The 21,044-nt window shown below is 56.9% G+C and carries 21 protein-coding genes and 1 pseudogene; 17 read left to right on the top strand and 5 right to left on the bottom strand.

What is annotated here, in order from left to right; genetic code table 11:
* The first annotated feature begins 68 nt into the window (after window positions 1–68).
* The gene (locus NKJ46_RS30535) at window positions 69–806 is read left to right on the top strand and encodes a polysaccharide deacetylase family protein (RefSeq protein ID WP_352493318.1); all 738 of its coding nucleotides are present in this window, start codon (window positions 69–71) and stop codon (window positions 804–806) included.
* On the opposite strand, the gene NKJ46_RS30530 is transcribed toward NKJ46_RS30535, so the two are convergent.
* Entirely contained in the window at window positions 807–1,196 is a 390-nt protein-coding gene (locus NKJ46_RS30530; RefSeq protein ID WP_352670383.1) for a DUF427 domain-containing protein, read from the bottom strand.
* Window positions 1,197–1,321: 125 nt separating this feature from the next.
* Window positions 1,322–1,708, bottom strand: coding sequence for a hypothetical protein (locus NKJ46_RS30525; RefSeq protein WP_352493316.1), 387 nt, complete (start codon window positions 1,706–1,708; stop codon window positions 1,322–1,324).
* A 178-nt stretch (window positions 1,709–1,886) separates the two neighbouring features.
* Here NKJ46_RS30525 and NKJ46_RS30520 point away from each other — a divergent pair, with 178 nt between their 5' ends.
* On the top strand, window positions 1,887–3,515 hold the full coding sequence (locus NKJ46_RS30520) for a fatty-acid--CoA ligase (protein WP_352493315.1): 1,629 nt from the start codon (window positions 1,887–1,889) through the stop codon (window positions 3,513–3,515).
* Between the two features lie 83 nt (window positions 3,516–3,598).
* On the top strand, window positions 3,599–4,384 hold the full coding sequence (locus NKJ46_RS30515) for a DUF1499 domain-containing protein (RefSeq protein ID WP_352493314.1): 786 nt from the start codon (window positions 3,599–3,601) through the stop codon (window positions 4,382–4,384).
* Window positions 4,385–4,397: 13 nt separating this feature from the next.
* On the opposite strand, the gene NKJ46_RS30510 is transcribed toward NKJ46_RS30515, so the two are convergent.
* Complete coding sequence (locus tag NKJ46_RS30510; RefSeq protein ID WP_352493313.1) at window positions 4,398–5,306, bottom strand: MBL fold metallo-hydrolase; 909 nt, start codon at window positions 5,304–5,306, stop codon at window positions 4,398–4,400.
* 114 nt (window positions 5,307–5,420) lie between these two features.
* Here NKJ46_RS30510 and NKJ46_RS30505 point away from each other — a divergent pair, with 114 nt between their 5' ends.
* From NKJ46_RS30505 to NKJ46_RS30455, 11 genes are all read left to right on the top strand, one after another.
* Window positions 5,421–6,011, top strand: coding sequence for a biotin transporter BioY (locus NKJ46_RS30505; RefSeq protein WP_352493312.1), 591 nt, complete (start codon window positions 5,421–5,423; stop codon window positions 6,009–6,011).
* 310 nt (window positions 6,012–6,321) lie between these two features.
* The gene (gene nusG / locus NKJ46_RS30500) at window positions 6,322–6,885 is read left to right on the top strand and encodes a transcription termination/antitermination protein NusG (protein ID WP_352493311.1); all 564 of its coding nucleotides are present in this window, start codon (window positions 6,322–6,324) and stop codon (window positions 6,883–6,885) included.
* A gap of 142 nt (window positions 6,886–7,027) precedes the next feature.
* Window positions 7,028–8,347 (top strand): UDP-glucose dehydrogenase family protein, encoded by a 1,320-nt coding sequence (locus NKJ46_RS30495; RefSeq protein ID WP_352493310.1) that lies wholly within the window; start codon window positions 7,028–7,030, stop codon window positions 8,345–8,347.
* A gap of 41 nt (window positions 8,348–8,388) precedes the next feature.
* Window positions 8,389–9,666 carry a sugar transferase gene (locus NKJ46_RS30490; RefSeq protein WP_352493309.1) on the top strand — a complete coding sequence of 426 codons (1,278 nt, stop codon included), beginning with the start codon at window positions 8,389–8,391 and terminating at the stop codon, window positions 9,664–9,666.
* A 37-nt stretch (window positions 9,667–9,703) separates the two neighbouring features.
* Window positions 9,704–11,002, top strand: a complete 1,299-nt coding sequence (locus tag NKJ46_RS30485; protein ID WP_352493308.1) for a nucleotide sugar dehydrogenase — start codon at window positions 9,704–9,706, stop codon at window positions 11,000–11,002.
* Window positions 11,002–12,024 (top strand): NAD-dependent epimerase, encoded by a 1,023-nt coding sequence (locus tag NKJ46_RS30480; protein ID WP_352493307.1) that lies wholly within the window; start codon window positions 11,002–11,004, stop codon window positions 12,022–12,024. The genes NKJ46_RS30485 and NKJ46_RS30480 overlap by 1 nt, the downstream gene beginning before the upstream one ends.
* Before the next feature lie 47 nt (window positions 12,025–12,071).
* Complete coding sequence (locus NKJ46_RS30475; protein ID WP_352670376.1) at window positions 12,072–12,863, top strand: class I SAM-dependent methyltransferase; 792 nt, start codon at window positions 12,072–12,074, stop codon at window positions 12,861–12,863.
* The gene (locus tag NKJ46_RS30470) at window positions 12,841–14,031 is read left to right on the top strand and encodes a glycosyltransferase (protein ID WP_352493305.1); all 1,191 of its coding nucleotides are present in this window, start codon (window positions 12,841–12,843) and stop codon (window positions 14,029–14,031) included. Before NKJ46_RS30475 ends, NKJ46_RS30470 begins: the two co-directional genes overlap by 23 nt.
* Before the next feature lie 49 nt (window positions 14,032–14,080).
* Window positions 14,081–15,292 carry a lipopolysaccharide biosynthesis protein gene (locus NKJ46_RS30465; RefSeq protein ID WP_352493304.1) on the top strand — a complete coding sequence of 404 codons (1,212 nt, stop codon included), beginning with the start codon at window positions 14,081–14,083 and terminating at the stop codon, window positions 15,290–15,292.
* A complete protein-coding gene (locus tag NKJ46_RS30460) occupies window positions 15,289–16,122 on the top strand; it encodes an O-methyltransferase (RefSeq protein ID WP_352493303.1) in 834 nt (277 codons plus the stop codon). Before NKJ46_RS30465 ends, NKJ46_RS30460 begins: the two co-directional genes overlap by 4 nt.
* 64 nt (window positions 16,123–16,186) lie before the next feature.
* Window positions 16,187–17,359, top strand: a complete 1,173-nt coding sequence (locus NKJ46_RS30455) for a glycosyltransferase family 4 protein (RefSeq protein WP_352493302.1) — start codon at window positions 16,187–16,189, stop codon at window positions 17,357–17,359.
* Between the two features lie 182 nt (window positions 17,360–17,541).
* On the opposite strand, the gene NKJ46_RS30450 is transcribed toward NKJ46_RS30455, so the two are convergent.
* Window positions 17,542–18,354 (bottom strand): glycosyltransferase family 2 protein, encoded by an 813-nt coding sequence (locus NKJ46_RS30450; RefSeq protein ID WP_352493301.1) that lies wholly within the window; start codon window positions 18,352–18,354, stop codon window positions 17,542–17,544.
* A 114-nt stretch (window positions 18,355–18,468) separates the two neighbouring features.
* Here NKJ46_RS30450 and tnpC point away from each other — a divergent pair.
* Both tnpC and NKJ46_RS30440 read left to right on the top strand, forming a co-directional pair.
* A pseudogene (gene tnpC / locus NKJ46_RS30445) lies at window positions 18,469–19,210 on the top strand (IS66 family transposase); the annotation flags it as partial.
* A 256-nt stretch (window positions 19,211–19,466) separates the two neighbouring features.
* A complete protein-coding gene (locus NKJ46_RS30440) occupies window positions 19,467–19,670 on the top strand; it encodes a hypothetical protein (RefSeq protein ID WP_352493710.1) in 204 nt (67 codons plus the stop codon).
* Window positions 19,671–19,864: 194 nt separating this feature from the next.
* Here NKJ46_RS30440 and NKJ46_RS30435 read toward each other — a convergent pair whose 3' ends face one another.
* On the bottom strand, window positions 19,865–20,248 hold the full coding sequence (locus NKJ46_RS30435; protein ID WP_352493522.1) for a VanZ family protein: 384 nt from the start codon (window positions 20,246–20,248) through the stop codon (window positions 19,865–19,867).
* Window positions 20,249–20,504: 256 nt separating this feature from the next.
* Here NKJ46_RS30435 and NKJ46_RS30430 point away from each other — a divergent pair, with 256 nt between their 5' ends.
* Window positions 20,505–20,765, top strand: coding sequence for a hypothetical protein (locus NKJ46_RS30430; protein ID WP_352493521.1), 261 nt, complete (start codon window positions 20,505–20,507; stop codon window positions 20,763–20,765).
* The last annotated feature ends 279 nt before the right edge of the window (window positions 20,766–21,044 follow it).

The raw sequence follows: 21,044 nt of genomic DNA, 5'->3' as shown, positions 1-21,044 counted from the left end.
ATTTCCGCCTTGATGGCGGCCTTGGGGTCGCCGCTTCAATTTTGATCCGGCCGACCTGGAAATAATCGATGCGCCCGTTCCAAAAGTATTTTTGCGCCATTGCGATATCGCTGTGGGCTGTTTCTCCTGGCAACGCCCAGTTGCTCGTCGCACCGACGCTGCACATCAAGGCCGAGGCGGGCAGCGGCCGCGTCGCGCTGACGCTCGATGCGTGCGGCGGAAGGACCGACACACGGATTCTTTTGGCGCTGTTGGAAAACAAGATTCCTGCCACCATTTTCGTCACCGGCATCTGGCTCAAGCACAACGCCGCCGCTGTCGAGATCATGCGGGCGCATCCCGAACTGTTTGAATTGGAAAACCATGGCGGCCGCCATGTCCCGGCCGTCGACACGCCGCAAAAGATCTACGGCATTCGCAGTGCCGGCAGCCCGGAAGCCGTGCTGGCCGAGGTCGAATCGGGTGCTGCCGCTCTTGCCGTGACCGGCGAACCGGCGCCGAAATGGTTTCGCGGCGCAACCGCCGAATACAGCCCGTCGGCAATCGCGATGATACGCAAGCTTGGTTTCAAGATCGCCGGATTCTCAATCAACGGTGATGGCGGCTCATTGTTCGGCGCAAAACAGACCGCCCGGCGCATTGCCGCGGCAAAGGACGGCGACGTCATCATCGCTCACATCAACCAGCCGACCCATGCGGCCGGCGAAGGCGTGGTGCAGGGACTTCTGGCGCTGAAGGCCAAGGGCCTCACCTTCGTGCGTCTCGACGATGCCGACGGCGTCGGCGACCAAGGCACTACCGACTGATCAGTCGGGCGTGGCCTCGATGGTCACCTTGTTCGGATAGAATGCGCCGTGGTCGCGGATATCGGCCATCTCGTCGAACGGCCGCTCATAGGCCCACATCGCATCCTTGCCTGCATCGCCGGCGGGCAGCACGCTCCAATAGCTGGCATCGCCCTTATAGGGGCAATGGGTCGAGTGTTCGGTCTTGCCAAGTTGTTTGAAGTCGATGTCGCCGAACGGAATATAGAAAACGGGAGGGTAGGGCGCTTCGGTCAGCACCTTGACCTTGCTGGACGAAGCGATGACGACATCGCCGGCGCGCACCGTCACGGTGCCCTTGTAAGGTTCGACGGTAATGACCTTGCCCGGATTCCGCTGAGAGCCTGGTGACGGGTTTGCGATCTGGTCCATATCGGATCTCCTTGCATCAACGCCAAGATGTGCCTGGCAAGCGCATTGCGCAAGACCTGGCAGCCACCGGCGGGCGTCGCCCGCGGGTGGCAGTCTTGCGCTTTCCTCCGGTATCCGGCCTAAAATCAGGCGGCGGCCTGGAATGCGTCCATCAGCCCGGCATAGGCGGCGGCAATGCCGGCCACCGGATTGCTGCTTTTCGAGGTGGTCTCGACCTTCAGCGCACCACCGCTGGTCGGCAAGGTGAGCAGCAGGAACTGGCGATTGCCGCCATCGCCGACGGAGGCGGCAGCGACGTGCTGACTTTCGCCCTGGTTCTCGACGCACATCTTGAACAAGAGCGTGCCGCCGACCGCCTCGAGGGCGCCACCGACGACCTCGACGAATTCATCTTCGGAAACGGCTTTGGCGTCGGGCACCAGATCGGCCTGCGCGACATCGGCCGCCACCAGATCGGCCAGACTTTCGGCAAGCGTATTTTCGAGGGCTTTGTCGTCGAGCTGCGCGTCCATGCGAACCTCTTTCATTCGCCAATCGCGCCCCGCCTGTTAATCAACGTTAACGCCGAGCATGGCCGGATTGTGGCGAATTTCGCCTCATTTGGCTCCATGCACCGCTTCAGCCCGGTTCTGGCTGGACAATCGGCCGGTTCGTCCCACAATGGCGCAAAAAAATAACGGGAGGAACAAGATGCTCGGGCTGATGCAGGAATGGCCGCTGCTTTGCCACAAACTGATCGACAACGCCGAGCGGCAGCACGGCAGCCGCGAGATCGTGTCGCGTTCGATCGAGGGGCCGATCGTGCGCAGCACATATGCCGAAATCCACGATCGTGCCCTGAAGGTTGCCGAGCGGCTCGAGCGTGACGGTTTCGGGCTTGGCGACCGCATTGCGACCCTGGCCTGGAACACTTCGCGCCACATCGAGGCCTGGTACGGCATCATGGGTGTCGGCGCCATCTATCACACGCTCAACCCGCGGCTCTTTCCCGAGCAGATCACCTGGATCATGAACAATGCCGGGGATAAGGCGATCTTCGTCGATCTGACCTTCCTGTCGCTGCTTGAAAAGATCGCCGGCGCGGTCAAGTCGCTGAAACAGGTTATCGTGCTGACCGACAATGCGCATTTGCCGGAGACTGCGCTGCCGAATGTGGTTGCCTACGAAGAATGGCTTGCTGAAGCCGCCGGCAACTTCGCCTGGAAGACATTCGACGAAAACACCGCCGCCGGCATGTGCTACACCTCGGGCACGACGGGCGATCCGAAAGGCGTCCTCTACAGCCATCGTTCGAACGTGCTGCACGCCATGATCGCCGCGATGCCCGACGCCATGGGCATGTCGTCCCGCGACACCATACTGCCGGTCGTGCCGATGTTTCACGCCAATGCCTGGGGCCTTGGCCAGAGCGCGCCGATGGTCGGCGCCAAGCTGGTCATGCCCGGTTGCAAGATGGATGGCGCTTCGCTCTACGAGCTGCTCGACACCGAGAAGGTGACCTTCAGCGCCGCGGTGCCGACGGTGTGGATGATGCTCCTCCAGCATCTGGAAGAGACCGGCAAGAAACTACCCTATCTGCAGAAAGTCGTCATCGGCGGCTCGTCCTGTCCACGCGCGATCACGACGAAGTTCCAGGACAATTACGATGTCCAGGTCGTCCACGCCTGGGGCATGACCGAGATGTCGCCGCTCGGCACGCTGTGCACCCTGAAGCCGGACTACGCCGGGCTGGAGGGCGAGGCCCGCCTGGGCGTCCAGCAGAAACAAGGCTTTACACCGTTCGGCATCGAAATGAAGGTGACGGACGACGCCGGCAACGAACTGCCATGGGACGGCAAGACCTTCGGCCGGCTCAAGGTCCGCGGGCCGGCTGTCGCGCGCGCCTATTATGGCGGCATCGGAGCCGAACAGTTCGATGAAGACGGCTGGTTCGATACCGGTGACGTCGCGCACATCGATCCCGGCGGCTACATGCAGATCACCGACCGCGCCAAGGACGTGATCAAGTCGGGCGGCGAATGGATCTCGACCATCGAGCTCGAGAACCTCGCGGTCGGCCATCCCGATGTGGCGGAGGCCGCCGCCATCGGCATTCCGCATTCGAAATGGGGCGAGCGGCCTTTACTGGTGGTCGTGCGCAAGCCGGGCAGGGAGCCGACCAAGACGGATATTCTCGCTTTCATGGACGGCAAGGTGGCGAAGTGGTGGATGCCGGACGACGTCGCTTTTGTCGGCGAAATCCCACACACCGCTGCCGGCAAGATCCAGAAGATTACCTTGCGCCAGCAGTTCCGGGACTATCACCTGCCGACGGATTGACCGGAGATGCGGCGTCTTTGCGCCTTCAAGCCGCCGCTGAAAGGCACTATGCCTTGATTCGGGTTGGGGCAGCGCGGAAAACAATGACGGGAATTCCCGAGCGACAAACGTCGAGGGCTGCCGGTTGGTCGCGGCGCGCCGGCGCGTTTTCGGCAGTCCTGCTGCTGACCGCTCTCATCGGCCATCGCTATGACCTCGTTGAGACCCAAGCTTTCCTATGGGTGCTTGGCATTGTCGCCTTGCTGGCCGCGTTTGCGCTTTTGTTTGCCGGGTTTGCCTTCGCGCGATTCTGGAACTTCGGTGATCGTGGCGGCCAAGACCTGACCGCCGGCGCCTTGCTGGCGCTTCTGGTGCTCATCCCTTACGCTGTCGCGGCCTATTGGGCGGCGACCTATCCGCCGCTGCGCGACATCTCGACGGATTTCGACGACCCGCCGGCGCTCGATATTTCTACCCGGACAAAGGACATGAACGAGCTTTTGCCGCCGACGCCCGGCGAGCAGCGCCTGCAAATCGAGGCTTATCCGCTTGTTACCGGACGCAGCTACACCTTGCCTCTCGATCGCGTTCTGGAGGCGGTCAAAACCGTGCTGGATCGGGGCGGCTGGCAGCTCACGGCGCCGTTTCCAGACGCAGCAGGGCAAAGCGACGTGACGGTCGATGCGCTGGCCAAGAGCTTCCTGCTTGGCCTTCCCGCCGATGTCGCCATCCGCGTGAGCGACGACGGCGATGCGGTCATCGTCGATATGCGCTCGGCCTCGCGTTACGGTCGCCACGACCTTGGCGACAATGCAGCGCGCATCACCGATTTCCTCGCCGAACTCGACCAGGAAGTCGCCGGCCAGGTGGGTGTGGCGCCGGCGGAATGATATCCGAAGTGCGCTACGTTGCCGGCGAATAGATGCCGTCGATAGCCGGCGCGCCATTGGTGTGGACCAGGCCGCGCGCCACCAGGTCTTCCAGATGGGCAAGCACCGACAGGCCGGCCGCGCCATGCAGGCGCGGGTCGGTGTCTCGATAGATCGCCTCCACCATGTCCTTGACTGTCCGGTCGCCGCTGTTGATCCGCTCCAGAATTGCGCGTTCGCGCATTTTGCGATGCGTTTTCAATCCGCCCATGAAGCTGCGCGGCTCGGTCACCGGCCCGCCATGACCGGGCAGCAGCAGCCGGTCATCGCGTTCGATCAGCCGCTCGAGCGATGTCATGTAGTCGGCCATCGCGCCATCCGGCGGCGCGACGATCGTGGTTGCCCACGCCATGACGTGATCGGCTGAGAAAAGGATGCCGGTTCCCTCCAGCGCGAAGGCCGCGTGATTGGCGGTATGGCCGGGCGTCAGCACCGTCCGGATCGCCCAACCGTCGCCGTCGATTACCATATCGTCCGGCACCGCAATATCAGGAACAAAGCCGGTGTCGGCGCTGGCATCAAGCGAATTGACCTCGCCGGGGCGCAACGGCCGCGCCGGGCGATGCCGGCCCTCCGCCAGAACCACCGCACCCGTATGCTGCTTCAGCCGCGCCGCCAGCGGCGAATGGTCGCGATGCGTGTGGCTGACGAAGATATGGCTGACCGGCCTGGTCCCGATTGCTTCGAGCAGTGTTCGAAGATGTGCCTCGTCATCCGGTCCGGGATCGATCACCGCCAGCGTCTCGCGCCCGACTACATAGCTGTTGGTTCCGTGAAAGGTGAATGGGCTTGGGTTCCTGGCGGTGACGCGTTGAATACCAGGCGCAACGGCTACGCCCTGGCCGTAGGCCGGATCGAAGCGTGTATCGAATTTCAGCTCCATGCGAACGTCGCGACCTTTTTTGGGGCGAGGGCAAAACCGATTGCCGCATAGCACGGAAGCCAATATAGGAAAACGCAAGGCCGCGTTCGGCGGCAATCCGGAACGGGGAAGACCATGGCAACTGCAACGACGATGCGTCCGCTCATTTCTCTCGCTTTGCCTGAAAAGGGCACGGCCCGGCTGGCAGGACAGCTTTTGCTGGCGATCGCCGGAACGCTGCTGCTGATCTTGTCTGCCAAGACCAAGGTCATGCTCGGCCCGGTGGACATCTCGATGCAGACTCTCGCCGTCTTCCTGATCGCTGCCTCCTTCGGTATGCGCCTTGGCGTCGCCACGCTGCTTCTCTACATGGCAGAGGGCGCGTTGGGCCTTCCGGTCTTCCAGAGCACGCCCGAAAAGGGCATCGGTATCGCTTACATGCTCGGTTCGACCGGCGGTTATCTAGCCGGCTTCGTCGTCATGGCGGCGATCGTCGGCTGGGCTGCCGACCGCGGCTGGGATCGCCATCCTATCAAGCTCTTCAATGCCATGCTGGTGGCCGAGATCGTCATGATGGCAATGGGCTTTGCCTGGCTGTCGCTGTTGATCGGCCCGCAAAAGTCCTGGCAGTTCGGGGTGGTGCCCTTCATCGTCGGTGATCTGATCAAGGTTGCGCTGGCCGCGAGCCTGGTGCCGGCAGTCTGGTCGCTGTTGAAGCGGTCGTGAAACCCCATGACTCGGCGAGCCCGTCACACTAGCTTCAAGTCGAGGGACTAAGGACCAGAACCAACGGTCGATTCGGCACGACCAGCGTAACCAAGCATCTACGTATGGAAATTGCTCGACATAGCATCTCCGCCAGATGAAAAAGAAAGCGGCTCGGTGATTATTTAGGCACAGCTAAATTTCTGGACAATGTGTAGGAAATTCTTAACCCAACCGCTTTGACTCTAGTGGCTTGGTTGCTTGTTGGTATCCACACACTGTCGTAACCGTTGACCTAAGATCATGCCGCCGACCGCCGAAGGAAAGACACGTGAGTAGCGCGGAAAAAACAACGAGCAGGGTAACAGCCCTGTCGCCTGAGCCGACCGCCGCGCCGGCAACGCGCTGGTACGCCGCCAGCGTCTTTCCTGGAAAGGAGCACGTCGCCGAGCGGCATCTCCGGATCCAGGGATTCCAGCCCTTTGTGCCGCGCTGCGAGAAAACCGTGCGTCATGCCCGGCGGCTCGAAACACGAGTTGCGGCTTATTTTCCCGGTTATATGTTCATCGCCCTTGACGTCGCGTTGCAGCGTTGGCGCTCGATCAACGGAACCTTCGGTGTGCGTTCCCTCGTCATGCAAGGGGACCGGCCTTTGCCTGTCCCCTCCGGTCTGGTAGAGCGCTTCATTGCGTTGACCGGCAGGCATGGCTTGCTCGATTTCAGCGGCGGCCTCGCAGCCGGTGCTTCGGTTCGGATCCTTTCCGGCCCGTTCGCGGAAATGATCGGTCGCCTTGACCGGCTCGATCCAGCCGGAAGGGCTCGGGTTCTGGTTGCCATCATAAATGGCGAGATCCCTGTCGACCTTGATGCCAGGGATCTCGTAGCCATCGCTTAATCGCAAGCACCGAGGTGCCGCGAGGCGATGTAAATTGTAGGATCGGCTCTCGGGTTTTCACCCGGGAGTGCGGTAGCCGTTCTTTGGTGGGACCAGGCGCTGTCTGGCGAGATCACATCGGCGCTGATTGGGAGTATGCGATATGCGAATAACAATGATTGGAGCCGGCTATGTGGGACTCGTCTCGGGCGCCTGCTTCGCCGACTTTGGCCATCAGGTCTGCTGCGTCGATCGCGATGCGGAAAAGCTTGCGATGCTAAAGCTCGGCAAAATCCCGATCTACGAGCCAGGGCTCGACGAATTGGTAACGACGAACGTGGCGCAAGGCCGCTTGCGTTTCGACGACAATCTGGCGGATGCGGTTTCTCAATCTGATGTAGTCTTCATCGCCGTGGGCACGCCGTCACGACGTGGCGACGGTTTTGCCGATCTCTCCTTCGTATATGACGCGGCGGCAGAAGTGGGCCGCGCGATCAAGGGATTTACCGTCGTGGTGACGAAATCCACCGTCCCTGTCGGTACTGGCGATGAAGTGGAACGAATTATCCGGGAGCAAAATTCCGACGCAGACTTTACTGTGGTGTCCAATCCCGAATTTCTTCGCGAAGGATCGGCGATCGAGGATTTCAAGCGGCCCGACCGCATCATTGTTGGAACCGACGCCGAAAGGGCCAAGGCGATCATGGGCGAGGTCTACCGCCCGCTCTCGCTGAATGCGGCGCCGATATTCTATACGAGCCGGCGCACGGCGGAACTTACCAAATATGCCGGCAACGCCTTTCTGGCGATGAAGATCACCTTCATCAACGAAATTGCCGATCTCTGCGAGCGGCTGGGAGCCGATGTGCAAGACGTCGCGCGCGGCATCGGCATGGACAATCGCATCGGGGCAAAGTTTCTTCACGCCGGGCCGGGTTATGGCGGCTCCTGTTTCCCAAAAGATACGCTGGCACTGGTCAAGACCGCGCAGGACGCGGCAAGCCCGGTGCGGCTGATTGAAACGACGGTCTCGATAAACGACCAGCGCAAGCGGGCAATGGCGCGCAAGGTGATCGAGGCCTGCGGAGGCTCGGTTCGCGCCAAGACAATCGGTATCCTGGGCCTTACGTTCAAGCCAAACACCGACGATATGCGCGATGCCCCGTCATTGGCGATCATTCAGGCGCTCAAGGACGCGGGCGCTTCGATCAGGGCCTATGATCCGGTCGGTATGGACCAGGCTCGAAAGATGATCGAGGGAATTGATTTTGGGGAAAGCGCTTACGCGGTGGCCGACGGCGCGCATGCGATCGTCATCGTCACCGAATGGAACGCGTTTCGGTCACTTGACCTGAAGCGGCTCCGAGCACTCATGGCGACCCCGGTGATGGTCGACCTTCGAAACGTTTACCGCGAGGAGGACGTTGTGAAGGAAGGCATTTCCTACTCCAGCGTTGGCCGAGAGCGGTATCTGGTCAAGTGAATGTCCAGGTTTTTCATGGCGCCTGATTCGCGGGATTCAAATTGATCGCCACCACCATCCATTTGCCCAAGAGACGGCATCTGCTGCTCCGGATGCGCTTTCAGCTGCTTGGCGGATTGACATTCGCGATACTGCTGCCGGCGCTGATCCGCCTATCTGTCGATCACGAGGTGATCCGGTCACCGAACCTACAGGTTACGATCTTTGCGGCATTTACCGCTCACACAGCAGGTTATTTCTTCTATAAGCGTATCGGCAATTTCCCGGGTGTTGCAGCGGCTGGCTACATCCTGCCGACCTTCGCCCTGACCTATGGCCTGGTGTTCGCGACCATCTTCTTCTTTAGGTTCGACTACAGCCGGTTCCAGGCAGCGGCGAGCTTTATTCAATCGACATTGTGGTATTTTGGTTTGAGCTTGGCCACCCGGCGGCTCGATGCACACACGCTGGCCATAATCCCGGGCGGAGACGTCACCAGGCTGGAGAGCATACCGGGAGTTAGCTGGCACAGGATTCACTCGCCCGATACGGCCGTCGAGTATGCGACCGGTGTGGTGGCCGATCTTAGAGCCGACCTTTCAGATGAGTGGGAGCGGTATATTGCCGACAGCGCGCTCTCGGGTACGCCGGTCTATCATGTCAAGCAAATAAGCGAGTCGCTCACAGGCAGGGTGGAAATCGAGCATCTTTCTGAAAACACTCTAGGTTCCTTGAATCCAAACCAGGCCTACTTGAAAATAAAGCAGACGATAGACTGGGTTTCTGCGTTGTTTGTGCTTGTTGTTTTCTCGCCATTGCTGATGGTCGTGGCGATCGCGGTAAAGATCGATTCGCCTGGACCGGCGCTATTTCGACAGAAGCGAATGGGCTACGGAGGGCGTCCGTACGAGGTTTACAAGTTTCGAACGATGAAGCTCAGCGACACGGCTGTCGACGAGAAGGAAGCGGCCATCACGAAGGCCGGCGACACACGCATTACCCGTTTCGGGCAGTTCTTGAGAAAATCCAGGATCGACGAGTTGCCGCAGGCCTTCAACATCCTGCGGGGCGAGATGAGCTGGATCGGACCGCGGCCAGAAGCACTCGTACTCTCTAAATGGTATGAGGCGGAGCTGCCATTCTATCGATATCGCCACATCGTGCGGCCGGGCATTACCGGATGGGCGCAAGTCAACCAAGGCCACGTAGCGGCCGTGGACGATGTTCTGGAGAAGCTGCATTACGACTTCTACTACATTAAGAATTTCTCCCCTTGGCTCGACGTGCTGATTGTGTTTCGTACCATCCGAACCATGCTGACAGGATTTGGTGCGCGATGAGCGAGGGTGTTCTAACATTAAACCAAATGTGGAAAAGATGTCCCAAGAAAGAGTGTTTCCGTTGAATCTAGATTCCAAGAAAATAGCTATTATAGGGTTGGGCTACGTCGGATTGCCACTCGCCGTCGCATTCGGGAGGATCCGCGAGGTGGTCGGATTTGACATCAACGAACATAGAGTTCTTTCGTTGAAGAGAGGCGAGGACGCCACATTGGAGGCAGATAAGGAGGAGATTAGACTTGCCTCCGGTTTAACCTTCACAACTTCTGTGGCCGATCTTAAGAGCTGTGGCATATTCATTGTCACTGTCCCTACGCCGATTGATAAGGCCAACAGGCCCGACTTGAAGCCGTTGATTTTGGCTTCAAAGACCGTTGGAGAGGCGCTATCGCCTGGAGCAGTTGTCATTTTTGAATCGACCGTGTATCCGGGCTGCACGGAAGAGGTTTGCGCCCCATTAATCGAACAGGCATCAGGTCTCCGTTTCAACCGAGACTTCTTCATGGGCTACAGCCCTGAACGTATTAATCCAGGCGACCGAGAGCACCGGCTGCAAACCATTGTCAAGGTGACAAGTGGGTCCACTCCTGAAGCAGGAAAGGCCATTGATGAGTTGTACGCCTCAATCGTGCCAGCAGGAACGCATCTTGTAAGTCGCATTGCGGTGGCTGAAGCTGCCAAAGTGATCGAGAATACGCAGCGCGACTTGAATATTGCGTTGATGAATGAGCTTTCGTTGATTTTCGGCAAGCTCGGAATTGATACCTTGGAGGTGTTGGATGCCGCTGCCACCAAGTGGAACTTCTTAAGGTTCACCCCGGGCCTTGTTGGCGGTCACTGCATCGGCGTAGATCCCTACTATCTCACCCACAAGGCTCAAGAACTCGGTTACCATCCGGAAGTCATACTCGCAGGGCGTCGAATCAACGACGGCATGGGAAAACATGCAGCGGACCAGACAGCCCGCCTGATGATGCGCAAAGGAATATCCGTCGTTGGCAGCCGAGTTCTTGTGATGGGCGCAGCCTTCAAGGAAAATTGCCCGGATTTGCGAAATTCCAAGGTGGCCGACCTAGTCACACAATTAAAGGAATATAATGCCCAAGTTGACCTCTGGGACCCCTGGGTCGATCCGCAGGAATGTGCTCGAGAACTCGGCGTGCTTAGTATGAAAGACAGTCCCGCTTGGGCCTATGACGGTGTGATAGTGGCGGTGGGGCACAGGCAATTTCATGCGCTGGGGGCTGCCGGTCTACAGGCCCTTCGCAAGAGCCCAGGTGTCATTTACGACATCAAGGGCCTGTTTCCCAAGGAAATTACGGATGGACGTTTCTGATGAAAATTTTAGTAACCGGCGCCGCTGGGTTTATCGGCTATCACGTATCGAAGCGTTTGCTGGAGCGCGGTGATGAGGTGGTCGGAATAGACAACGTCAACAGCTACTACGACCCCGAAATCAAAGAAGCGAGACTGCGGTTGCTGGATCAAGCCAACCGCAGAAGCAATTCGGGCTTTCATTTCATCCGCGGCAATCTGGCTGAAAAGGGTGTGGTGGATGCTTGCTTTACTGCTCATTCATTTGATCGCGTGATCCATCTCGCCGCCCAGGCTGGGGTGCGCTACAGCCTGGAAAACCCACATGCCTACGTGGAAAGCAACATCACCGCCTACACCAACATCCTTGAGGCATGTCGCGCCGGTCGTGTCGCCCATCTGACGTACGCAAGTACCTCAAGCGTTTATGGGGCGAATACCAACATGCCCTTTTCCGAGCATCGCCCTGCCGACCATCCGCTGCAGTTCTATGCGGCGACAAAGCGCGCGAACGAACTGATGGCGCACAGCTACAGCCACCTGTTCGGCTTGCCTACCACCGGCCTTCGCTTCTTCACCGTCTATGGTCCCTGGGGCCGCCCGGACATGGCGCTTTTCCTGTTCACCAAAAGTATCCTGGCTGGGGAGCCCATCAAATTATTTAACAATGGCAACCATACGCGCGACTTCACTTACGTCGAGGACATTGCTGAGGGCGTTGTTCGTGCAAGCGACCAGCCCGCAGCACCGAATCCGGACTGGAACTCAGCTGATCCGGACCCTGCAACCAGTAGTGCACCCTGGCGGATTCTTAATATAGGAAACAGCACACCTGTGCCGTTGTCTGAGTATGTTCGCGCGTTGGAAGATGCCTTACAAATTAGGGCGATTACAGAACTCCATCCGTTGCAGCCTGGTGACGTACCGGACACTTTCGCCGATGTCTCCGAGATATCTAGAATTCTTGGCTACAAACCAACGACTAGCGTGAAGGATGGCGTAGCAATGTTTGTCGCGTGGTATAGAGAATACTACTCCATTTAATGAACGCGTCTCGTTGACACGCAATACTTTCCTGAAGAGGGAGACGAATGGGAATTGCTAGGCGGTTCATAAACTTCAACATCAAGGTCTGCCGATGGATAGACGGGTTCTTGCCTATTGCGTTGCGGCGCGACGGAAACGAGCATTTCCTTTCCCAGATTTTGCCGGGAGCATTTTCAAACGGTTCGCTGGTCTATGATCTTGGGGGCGGCTCTGAACCATGCATCCGTTTAGAAGATAAGATACGGATGAATTTGAGAGTTGTGGGTATCGACATAAGTGCTGAGGAACTAGCCGCTGCTCCAAGCGGAATATACGATGAAACGATAGCCGCGGATTTGTGTCAATACACTGGGAGAGGGGATGCCGACTCTGTTGTTTGTCAGGCCACACTCGAACATGTGTACGACACCGGGAAGGCCATTAGGGGTATTGCAAGTGTCGTCAGGCCAGGAGGTAGGGTGTTTATCTTTGCTCCGTGTCGAAACGCCCTCTTTGCTAGAATTAATTTAATTCTCCCTGAGTCGGTAAAGAGGAGGATACTCTTTGCAATCTTTCCAAAAAAAGGAGAAGGGCACGATGGGTTCAGAGCCTATTATGATAAATGTGTCCCCAGTCTTATCGAAGAATTGGCATTGCAGAACGGTCTAATTGTTGAGGAGCGTAACGTCTTCTGGATTAGTTCCTATTTTAGCTTTTTCGTGCCATTTTACATATTGTGGAGGGGATGGCAGCTGGTTTCATTTGCGCTGATCGGCAAAGATGCCGGTGAAACGTTTGCTTATGTTCTGAGGCGAAACGTCGGCGGTGGCACTGGTGCGCGCCAAGGGTCGGTTTAGGATACTTGGATTTGACGCCAGAGAGAATTGTGTGATGCGTAGGGCCCTGTTCGTTGTTCCTATCGATCGAGCGGGTGGCGCCGAGAGGGTTGTTTCGCTACTGGCAAAAGAACTGTCCTTAACGGACAATTGGGACGTCGAGATTGCCGTTTTGGCCGGACCAACGCCGTCATTCTTTGGAGGGCGCGTTGGAACAGCGCGGGTGAGCTATGGTGTTGGGGGGGGGCGTTTTGGGAGCGAGTGGGGGTTGCTCGCGAGGCTCCGCAAATCCCGCTACGACTTGGTGTTTTCGTCACACATACGGATGAATGCGTTTTTGGCGGCCTGCCACCGGGTTGGTTGGCTTCGCTGTAAACGGTTTGTCACGCGAGAATCCACGATCTTCGCCAAACGCTACGGAGGTCTTAGATTGGCGGCATATCGAACTCTCTACTCTGTCTACGGTAGTCAAGATTTGATTATCGCCCAGACCGGGGAAATGAAGGCGGCGCTAGAGAACGTGACGCCTCGCAGTGCATTTGATCGTGTCAGCGTGCTTGGGAATCCGATTGACGCTGTAGAAGTTGCTTCGCTCGCCGAGCAGGCGATAGCCACAGATTTTGAGGAAAGAACTGCCAACACGCCCTACATAGTGTGGTGTGGAAGGATGGTTGAGGTAAAGAGGCCGCTTTTAGCACTCGATACGCTGCACGAGATCGTGAGAACGACCGGGAGAAAATTGGTGCTCGTAATGATTGGATCTGGTCCTCTCCAGGCCGAGGCTGAAGGGTACGCCGCCTCACTAGAACTCACGGATCAGGTGATCTTTGCTGGGCAGCTTCAGAACCCGTTTCCTGTAATGAAGGGCGCACGCTACGGCCTGTTGACCTCTTCGCACGAAGGTTTTCCCAATGTCTTGATTGAGATGATGGCATGTGGGGTGAAACGAATCGTAACCACCCCTTGCTCTGGAGATCTTGACACGTTGGCCGGAGTAGTGGTCGCGGAATCCTCCAAGGAATCACTTGCAAAAGCTCTCCTGGAGGACCACGACGCACTGAAAACGTTGGAAGGCTATCGCGCGGCGATATCGACGCGCTCCGTGAAGCTTTATCTTTCATATGTAGTCGAAGGCGAAAACTCCGGAGAGGGAAACTTAGCGAAGCGGTTCCGAGTTAGCGTAAACTAGGTAAGAAATTCACCCCATCATAGAATTGGAGAGGTAAGTGTGGAGAACGATGCTTCGACTTGTCGAGGCTGTTGTGATAAGGTCTGGTCCCGGCGTAATTAACCTGATCACGCTCTTGCTGATAGGTAGATGGATGCCTGCCGCGGACTATGGGGCCTATAGTACTATAGTCGCCACGTCAGGCTTGGTATCCAGCGTGGCGTTCGGTCCATTCGCGTTCGCCATAGTCTCCCAGCATGCCAAGATTGCCGCTGAAGGTAAGATCAAAGAATACGAGTCGTCGCTTGTTTCACTGACTGCACTTGTCTCCCTAGTTCTGGCTGTCGTTGTATCTCTGCCGGCATATTTAGGATTGGTGCCGTGGACATTTATTGCGCCGTTCGTAGCGTTTGGGTTCTATACAACCGTTCAGGAAATATTGCACGCCCGCCTCTCTCTTTGGCTTTATGGTACAGCATCTCTCGCTCAGTCTATAGCCTACATCCTCCTGGCTTGGGTGATTATCAGACCAAATCCGACACCATCAATCGCTCTTATCGCCTTTTCAGCAAGCTACGCAGTCGCAGCAGGGATTTCTCTTTTGCTCTCCCGGCCGTCGATCTCATTACTGCCGAGATTATCTGTTGTCAGGGAGACGCTAAGAGTCGGAGGAAGTTATACGTTGAGCACTATAACGGAACAATGCTTGTATCTAGGAATGCGCTATGTAATATTGTGGTTTGGCACTGCGCAGCATCTTGGGGTATTTTCGTTTTCCGTTGACTTAGCACAGAGGGTTGTGGGGTTTATTATAAACGCGTCGTCCTTTGTAACAGTCCCGAACGCGTTTAAACATGCCTCAACCGGAGATACTTCAGAGTTTCGGCGAACGTTAATGGGGGGAGCCGCGCTAGCCGCCTTGTGCTCTTTTGTCGCCCTTGCTGGAATTATGGCTTTTTATGAAACTGGATATTTTAGTAGCGTCTCAAACGAACTGTTTCGCCCTCTCTCGTTCATTATAGTGTCAATAACAATCGTGTTGAACCGGACTAAGAAAATGGCAGTCGACCCTATTGCCATAAACAACAGACGTCCGCTCGTTATAGCCCTGGGATATTTGGCCGGGATCCCGGTAATGATCGCGTCTTGCGCGGGTTTGACCGGCTCTGGAATTTCGCTGGCTTTTGAATTGTCATACTTGTTCGCATACTGCGCATCAACTCTAATGACCTTGCTGCTGGTTAGACACCAGAGCTGGGCAACAGGAAGGATTTGTGGATGAAGCTCGCGCCATACATACAAGAGGCTGTACTCGGAATTCGTGCTAGAGTGAACAGTGCGGTTGACTCACGGTGGAACAACGCCCCTTTCGGAACTGCGCCACATGCCACTAGGGAGCAATACCTTAGGTGGCACCAGCAAGCACAACAGCAGGAGTACTATGAGATTGATCGGCTCGAGAGGGACCTGGGTTACACGATTGATCGGAAGTGGCTTGATGAGCTTGCGCTTCATACGCAAATCGTAAAAAAGAAATCCGATTTAGCCTATCCTCACGGGAGGTTGCTTTACACTTTGATGCGCAATATGCTCAGTAATTCGGGCCTAGATTTCGCAACGGTGCTCGAGACAGGTACAGCTCGGGGGTTTTCGGCACTTTGCATGAGCAAGGCGATGGCGGACCAAGGGGTTGCTGGCCGGATCGTTACGCTGGACGTCTTGCCTCACCTGAAACGGCAGATCTGGAATTGCATTGACGACCATGATGGGCCCAAATCTCGGGCTGAGATCCTACAGCCCTGGGCGGACTTGGCGCGAAACATTCTGTTTTTACAGGGGGACACTTTGGACCTCTTGCCCAAAGTCGGCTTGGATCGCATTAATTTTGCGTTTCTTGATGCCCAGCATATCGAAAGCAGCGTCATGCAAGAGTTTGAGTTGGTTTCGGCGCGCCAGAAGAAAGGCGATATGATCGTTTTTGACGACGTGACCAGCAAGCTATTTCCTGGCGTCGTTAAGGCAGTTGATAGAATTGAGAACTCTGGGCTGTACAGTGTGAAACGCCTAGTGATTTCTGACAGCCGTGCTTATGCATGGGCGCAACGAGTTTGAGCTCGGTGCCGCTGAAGGGCTGCGGTGCGTCCCTTGCGTTTAAGATAGATCTGGTGAGGGCCGTATGAAAGGCCAAAACCTGATCATTATTGTCAACTTGGCTTGGAACATCGTTAATTTCCGTGCGGGGTTAGTTCGTGCGCTGATCGCGGCTGGATATAGGGTCACGGTAGTTGCTGTTGCCGATGGTTATGAGGATCGGGTCGTCGAACTTGGTTGTGATTTTATACCGGTAAAAATGGCGGAACATGGAACGTCGCCCTTGGCAGACATCAAGCTGATGTGTCATTACTACAAGATATTTTCGACCACGCGGCCGGACGCCATATTAAGCTTTACTATAAAGCCGAATATATTTGGTAGTTTGGCGGCTAGCTGGTTGTCTATCCCGGTGATTAACAACGTCCCTGGACTTGGTGCTGCCTTCTCAGGTAAGAGGTCGCTCAGGTTTGTAGTAGAGGGACTTTATCGAATATCCTTCCGCAGAGCGTTTAAGATCATATTTCAAAACGATCAGGACCGCGAGCTCTTTTCGGAAAGGCGATTGGTCGAGCCATCGAAGACGCTGGTTGTTCCAGGTTCCGGAATAGATCTTTCGCATTTTCGAGGCTCGGCAAGGCTGGCCAATGACTGCTCAGCCGAGGGATTGACATTCATTTTCGTTGGTAGGCTGCTGCGCGAGAAAGGGGTTTTAGAATTTGTCGAGGCAGCGCGGGTTGTGAAGAGCTTGCGACCGGCTTCGCGGTTTCAGATACTGGGATTTATCGGAGAAGGCAGCAACGCAATAACGGAATTGGAGTTGGCAGCGTGGCAAGATGAGGGGATTGTTGAATACCTCGGATCCTCTGATGACGTTAGGCCATTCATTCAAAACGCTGATTGTGTTGTGCTCCCGTCATTTTACAGAGAGGGAACACCCCGGAGTTTGCTCGAGGCCGCTGCGCTCAGCAGACCTATAATCACCACGGATTGGGTAGGATGTCGGGACGTAGTGGATGATGGTGTAAATGGGTATCTCTGCAGAGTTAAGGATCAAGCGCACCTGGCAGAGCAACTGATGAAGTTTATTAATCTCGGCGCTGCCCAGAGGATGGCCATGGGAGCGGCGGGGCGGTCGAAAGTAGAGCAGCAGTTTGACGAGAGAGTTGTGGTCCGTCGCTACATCGATGCTCTCCAGGAGTGCGGACGCGAGGTTGGCACGCGTTCGAGATGGAAGCATAGGCGCCGCAAAAAATGACGGCGTACATTCTTGCCGGGATCTGGCCGTCATGCCGAAGCTAATCCAAAACGATTGTGGCGGTGTTTTCGTATCTTTGCCGTGTCAGCGTATCAGCATCAGGATAGTCCGTACACCTATGAGGTCAAGGTGACACTGAATAGCCTCGGCCCGAGTCTGAGGGAGGGTGAGAGATACTCACACTATTGCCTTCCCGTCAGGGCCTGCCGGAGTATGAATACGGAATAGTACACACTGGATAACAGAGACCGTGCCGCAGCTGTGACAGACCTATGTCGACCAAAAATAAACCCTAGCAGGATCGTTATTTTGTGTTTTAACATTGGCGCAGGGCTACCTCTTTTTACATTGCTGATGACCGAAGTCAGGCCACCTGGAAAGTAGCACTTAACACCAATCGCTTCATCGACACACATAACGTCATAATTAAGAGCTAATCTGTACCAGAGGAGCGAAGTGGGTACCCGCCGGGCGCCCCTATAGTATTTCTCGACCACTGACTTTAGAATTTCCGAGCGAACGATCTCACGTTTATCGCCTTGTACGTGGTCGTCGAACCTCATTTGAAGGAAGTTGGTCCGTCTTCTTACAAACTGGCTTCCATGGAGGCGCCCGTCTGCTTCCATGTAATGTACGACAATCCCGCACAGACCATCGTCTGTGCAGCCCATCAAATGGTTAATTATAGCTGGAATATTTTGCACGATGATTTGATCGTCGTCATCGTAGATTGCGATGAATTTGCCTCTAGCTCGGGCAACGGCTACCCGCCTCGACCCCGCACTTCCGGAATTCATGCCTGAAGTGACAGTCAAACGAGAATCCTTGATCGAAAGCAGTTCCTCCAAAGTTCCATCGGTTGATCCGTCTACATGGATGCAAACTTCGATCGGTTGGTCGCTCGCCAAAATATCACGGACCAAGGCGGTTGCCATCTCGCGTCGATTGAACGTCGCGATACAGAAACTTAGGACGGGAGTTGTATCTGCAAACATTGTAAGGAGGCTGCTCCGGAAGGTGGAATCTCGCGACACCCTATGCCATGGAACGTCTTGGGCGTCGATCTAAAGAATTCGGGCTGAGCGACACCCCAAAGGAAAAACCGTGCCGCCTCGCGCGATCGGCGGCAGGAACATCCTGAGCGCCATCTGGAGACCTCTAGCGGCATTCTGCAGGCGGACGCCTATAGCGGCTACAATCCGCTCTTCAAGGCAGATCGTGGCCCTGGTCCGCTGACCCAGACGCTGTAATGGGCGCATGCGCGCCGCAAGTTCTTCGTGCTCGCCGACATCGCCACCAATGCCTAGCGCGGCAAGGATGCCGCACCAATCTCCCCGATCGCGTTCGAGGCGGTCAAACGAATGGACCTGCTGTTTGATATCGAGCGCGACATCAACGGTCTTGCCGCCGACGAACGCCTGCAATGACGCCAGCAGGAAAGCCGGCCGATCGCAGAGGCGCTTGAGGAATGGATGCGGAGCGAGCGGGCAAAATTGTCCCGAAGCTCTCCGCTTGCTGAGCCAATCGACTATGTGCTGAAGCCGCTGGAACGGCTTCACGTCCTTCCTCAGCGACGGCCGCATTTGCCTGACTAACAACGCCGCCGAACGGGCGCTGCGTGGTTTTGCTCTCGGCAGGAAAGCTTGGCTGTTCGCAGGCTCCGATCGCGGCGCTGATCGGGCCGCCTTCATGGCGACGCTGATCAACACCGCCAAGCTCAACGACATCGAGCCCCAGGCCTGGCTTGCCGGCGTCCTCGCCCGCATCGCCGACACGCCGATCACACGGCTCGAGGACTTGCTTCCCTGGAATTGGAGCCCAATGGCGATCGCAGCAGGTAAAGCCGCCTGATCTGGGCCTCACATAAACGAGCCATCAGATGGGATGTCGCAGCTCGGCTCTTTACACCCTCAGATATGTCGCCGAGATGCTCGGCGAAGACGAAGACGCTTTGCGCGATTGCTCGATCGAGATGTTCTCAGAAGACGGTCGCCTGAGCATGAGCGATGAACTGATCCGCCTTCCAGGTGCCCTGGAGCCAGGGCGCGCGCCGTGATGGGCCTGAGCCGGCCTTGACGATCGCCAGACCAGCGCCAGAATCCGGCATATGGAAGACGAAAACTACATCTACGGCGAGCGCACCGGCCTGCAGCTCGTGGGCATGGCGATCGAACTCACCTGTCCAGCCGGCGTTCTGCCGAGCGAGGAGGCGGTCAATTTGCTCTATGGACCGTTGCCGGTGAATGAGGGCGAGGCGCTTGCAAAGGCGATCATCGAGACGGACGAGCGACTGACCCGCTGCTCGAATTGACACTCTCGCCCCGATCATCGAGACCTAAGTCTGACCTGCCCGCGCGATGGTCCGGTGCACAGGCGGCGTCGGGAACAGCCGCGGCTCTTTGTACTTGGTAGCGTCATCTCCAGGAGGAGAAATTGGCGCAAGAACAGGCCCCTCGCGCGCTGATTAGGGCCCGCTGGCCATTGCTGGGTTTGGCAGGCGGGCTCTTAGTTAGGAGACTCTCCGCGAACTAATTTCTTTGTCCAGCTTGCAATCGCGAGCCCGCATGCGATGCCGACACAATCGGCAAACCAGTCGAAGATATCCATGTCGCGACTTATTATTTGCATGCCCTGCAGTATCTCGATCGCGGCGCCGGTAAGGGCGAGAAAAACTATCAGTCTTGCTCTGTGCTCTGGCCAAGCGAGACTGCCGATAGCCGTCAGCACGACGAACGCCGCGGCGTGATTGAGCTTGTCATCATGAGAGGTGAGGCCGAAACCAAAATTCTGCAAAAGCCACACCGGTGAGAGCGCGAGCACGAGGACACCGGCCAGTGTGACCAGAAAAGCAGTCCTTGCCGCGATGGGAAAAGGTCTTACACGCAACAAATGGGGTCACTCCTTTGTCTGGCGGGGGATCTAGCTAAGCATTCCGGGTTCAATGCGGCAGCAGGAGGGCGGGCGTCAACCACCCGATCCATCGGCGCATGGGTATTAGGTTTCCCTCATCACCGAAACCCTGCAACGAGCGCTTCGTATATATGTGTGCTCGCCGCGCGGAGGTGCTTGACGCACAGCTTGACCTCCCCCGGCTGGAGCCACTGCGTCGCGGGTCGCTTCTTGACGCCGCCGGAGGTGGACCGGCATGTTCCTGGACCCGCTTCCACAGCCGTTCCCTCATATCGCGACCCAGGCTGATGAAGGCCGAGCCGACATATTTTCCGGTGCCAGGTTGCGCCAGCAAGGCGAATGCCGCCTTGCCCGGCTCGCGCTCGACGCCAAGCAGCTCGCATTCCTGGACGGTGAAGCTCTTGGTCTCAGCCAGTTCGATGTCGGGCCGCTGCGATACGGGCTGTCGGCGCGCTTGGAGACAATGCCCTCGAGTCCCGCCTGGTCGGCGAGATAGAAGATCGCCTTGGGATCGCCGGGGATGGCCTCGCTGAACTGGATGCGGCGGCCGCAACGAAGCAACGAACGGCAGTTCGCTGAATTCTGTGCAATGCACAGACATGATGCGACATTATGGGCAAAGACTGTGATACGGCGATCGTTGAGGACTAAGCCTTTTCTGCACACAGAAGGATACATGATGCCTTGGATTACCGCGACCTGCCCGATCTCGAAACACCGTGCAACTCTGATGTCGGAGACCGTTGACGATGTAAGGACGTTTAGCTGCCCGGCA

The sequence above is a fragment of the Mesorhizobium sp. M0166 genome (assembly GCF_040322255.1).
Taxonomy (GTDB): domain Bacteria; phylum Pseudomonadota; class Alphaproteobacteria; order Rhizobiales; family Rhizobiaceae; genus Mesorhizobium.
This window is presented reverse-complemented; position numbering and strand designations above follow the sequence as displayed.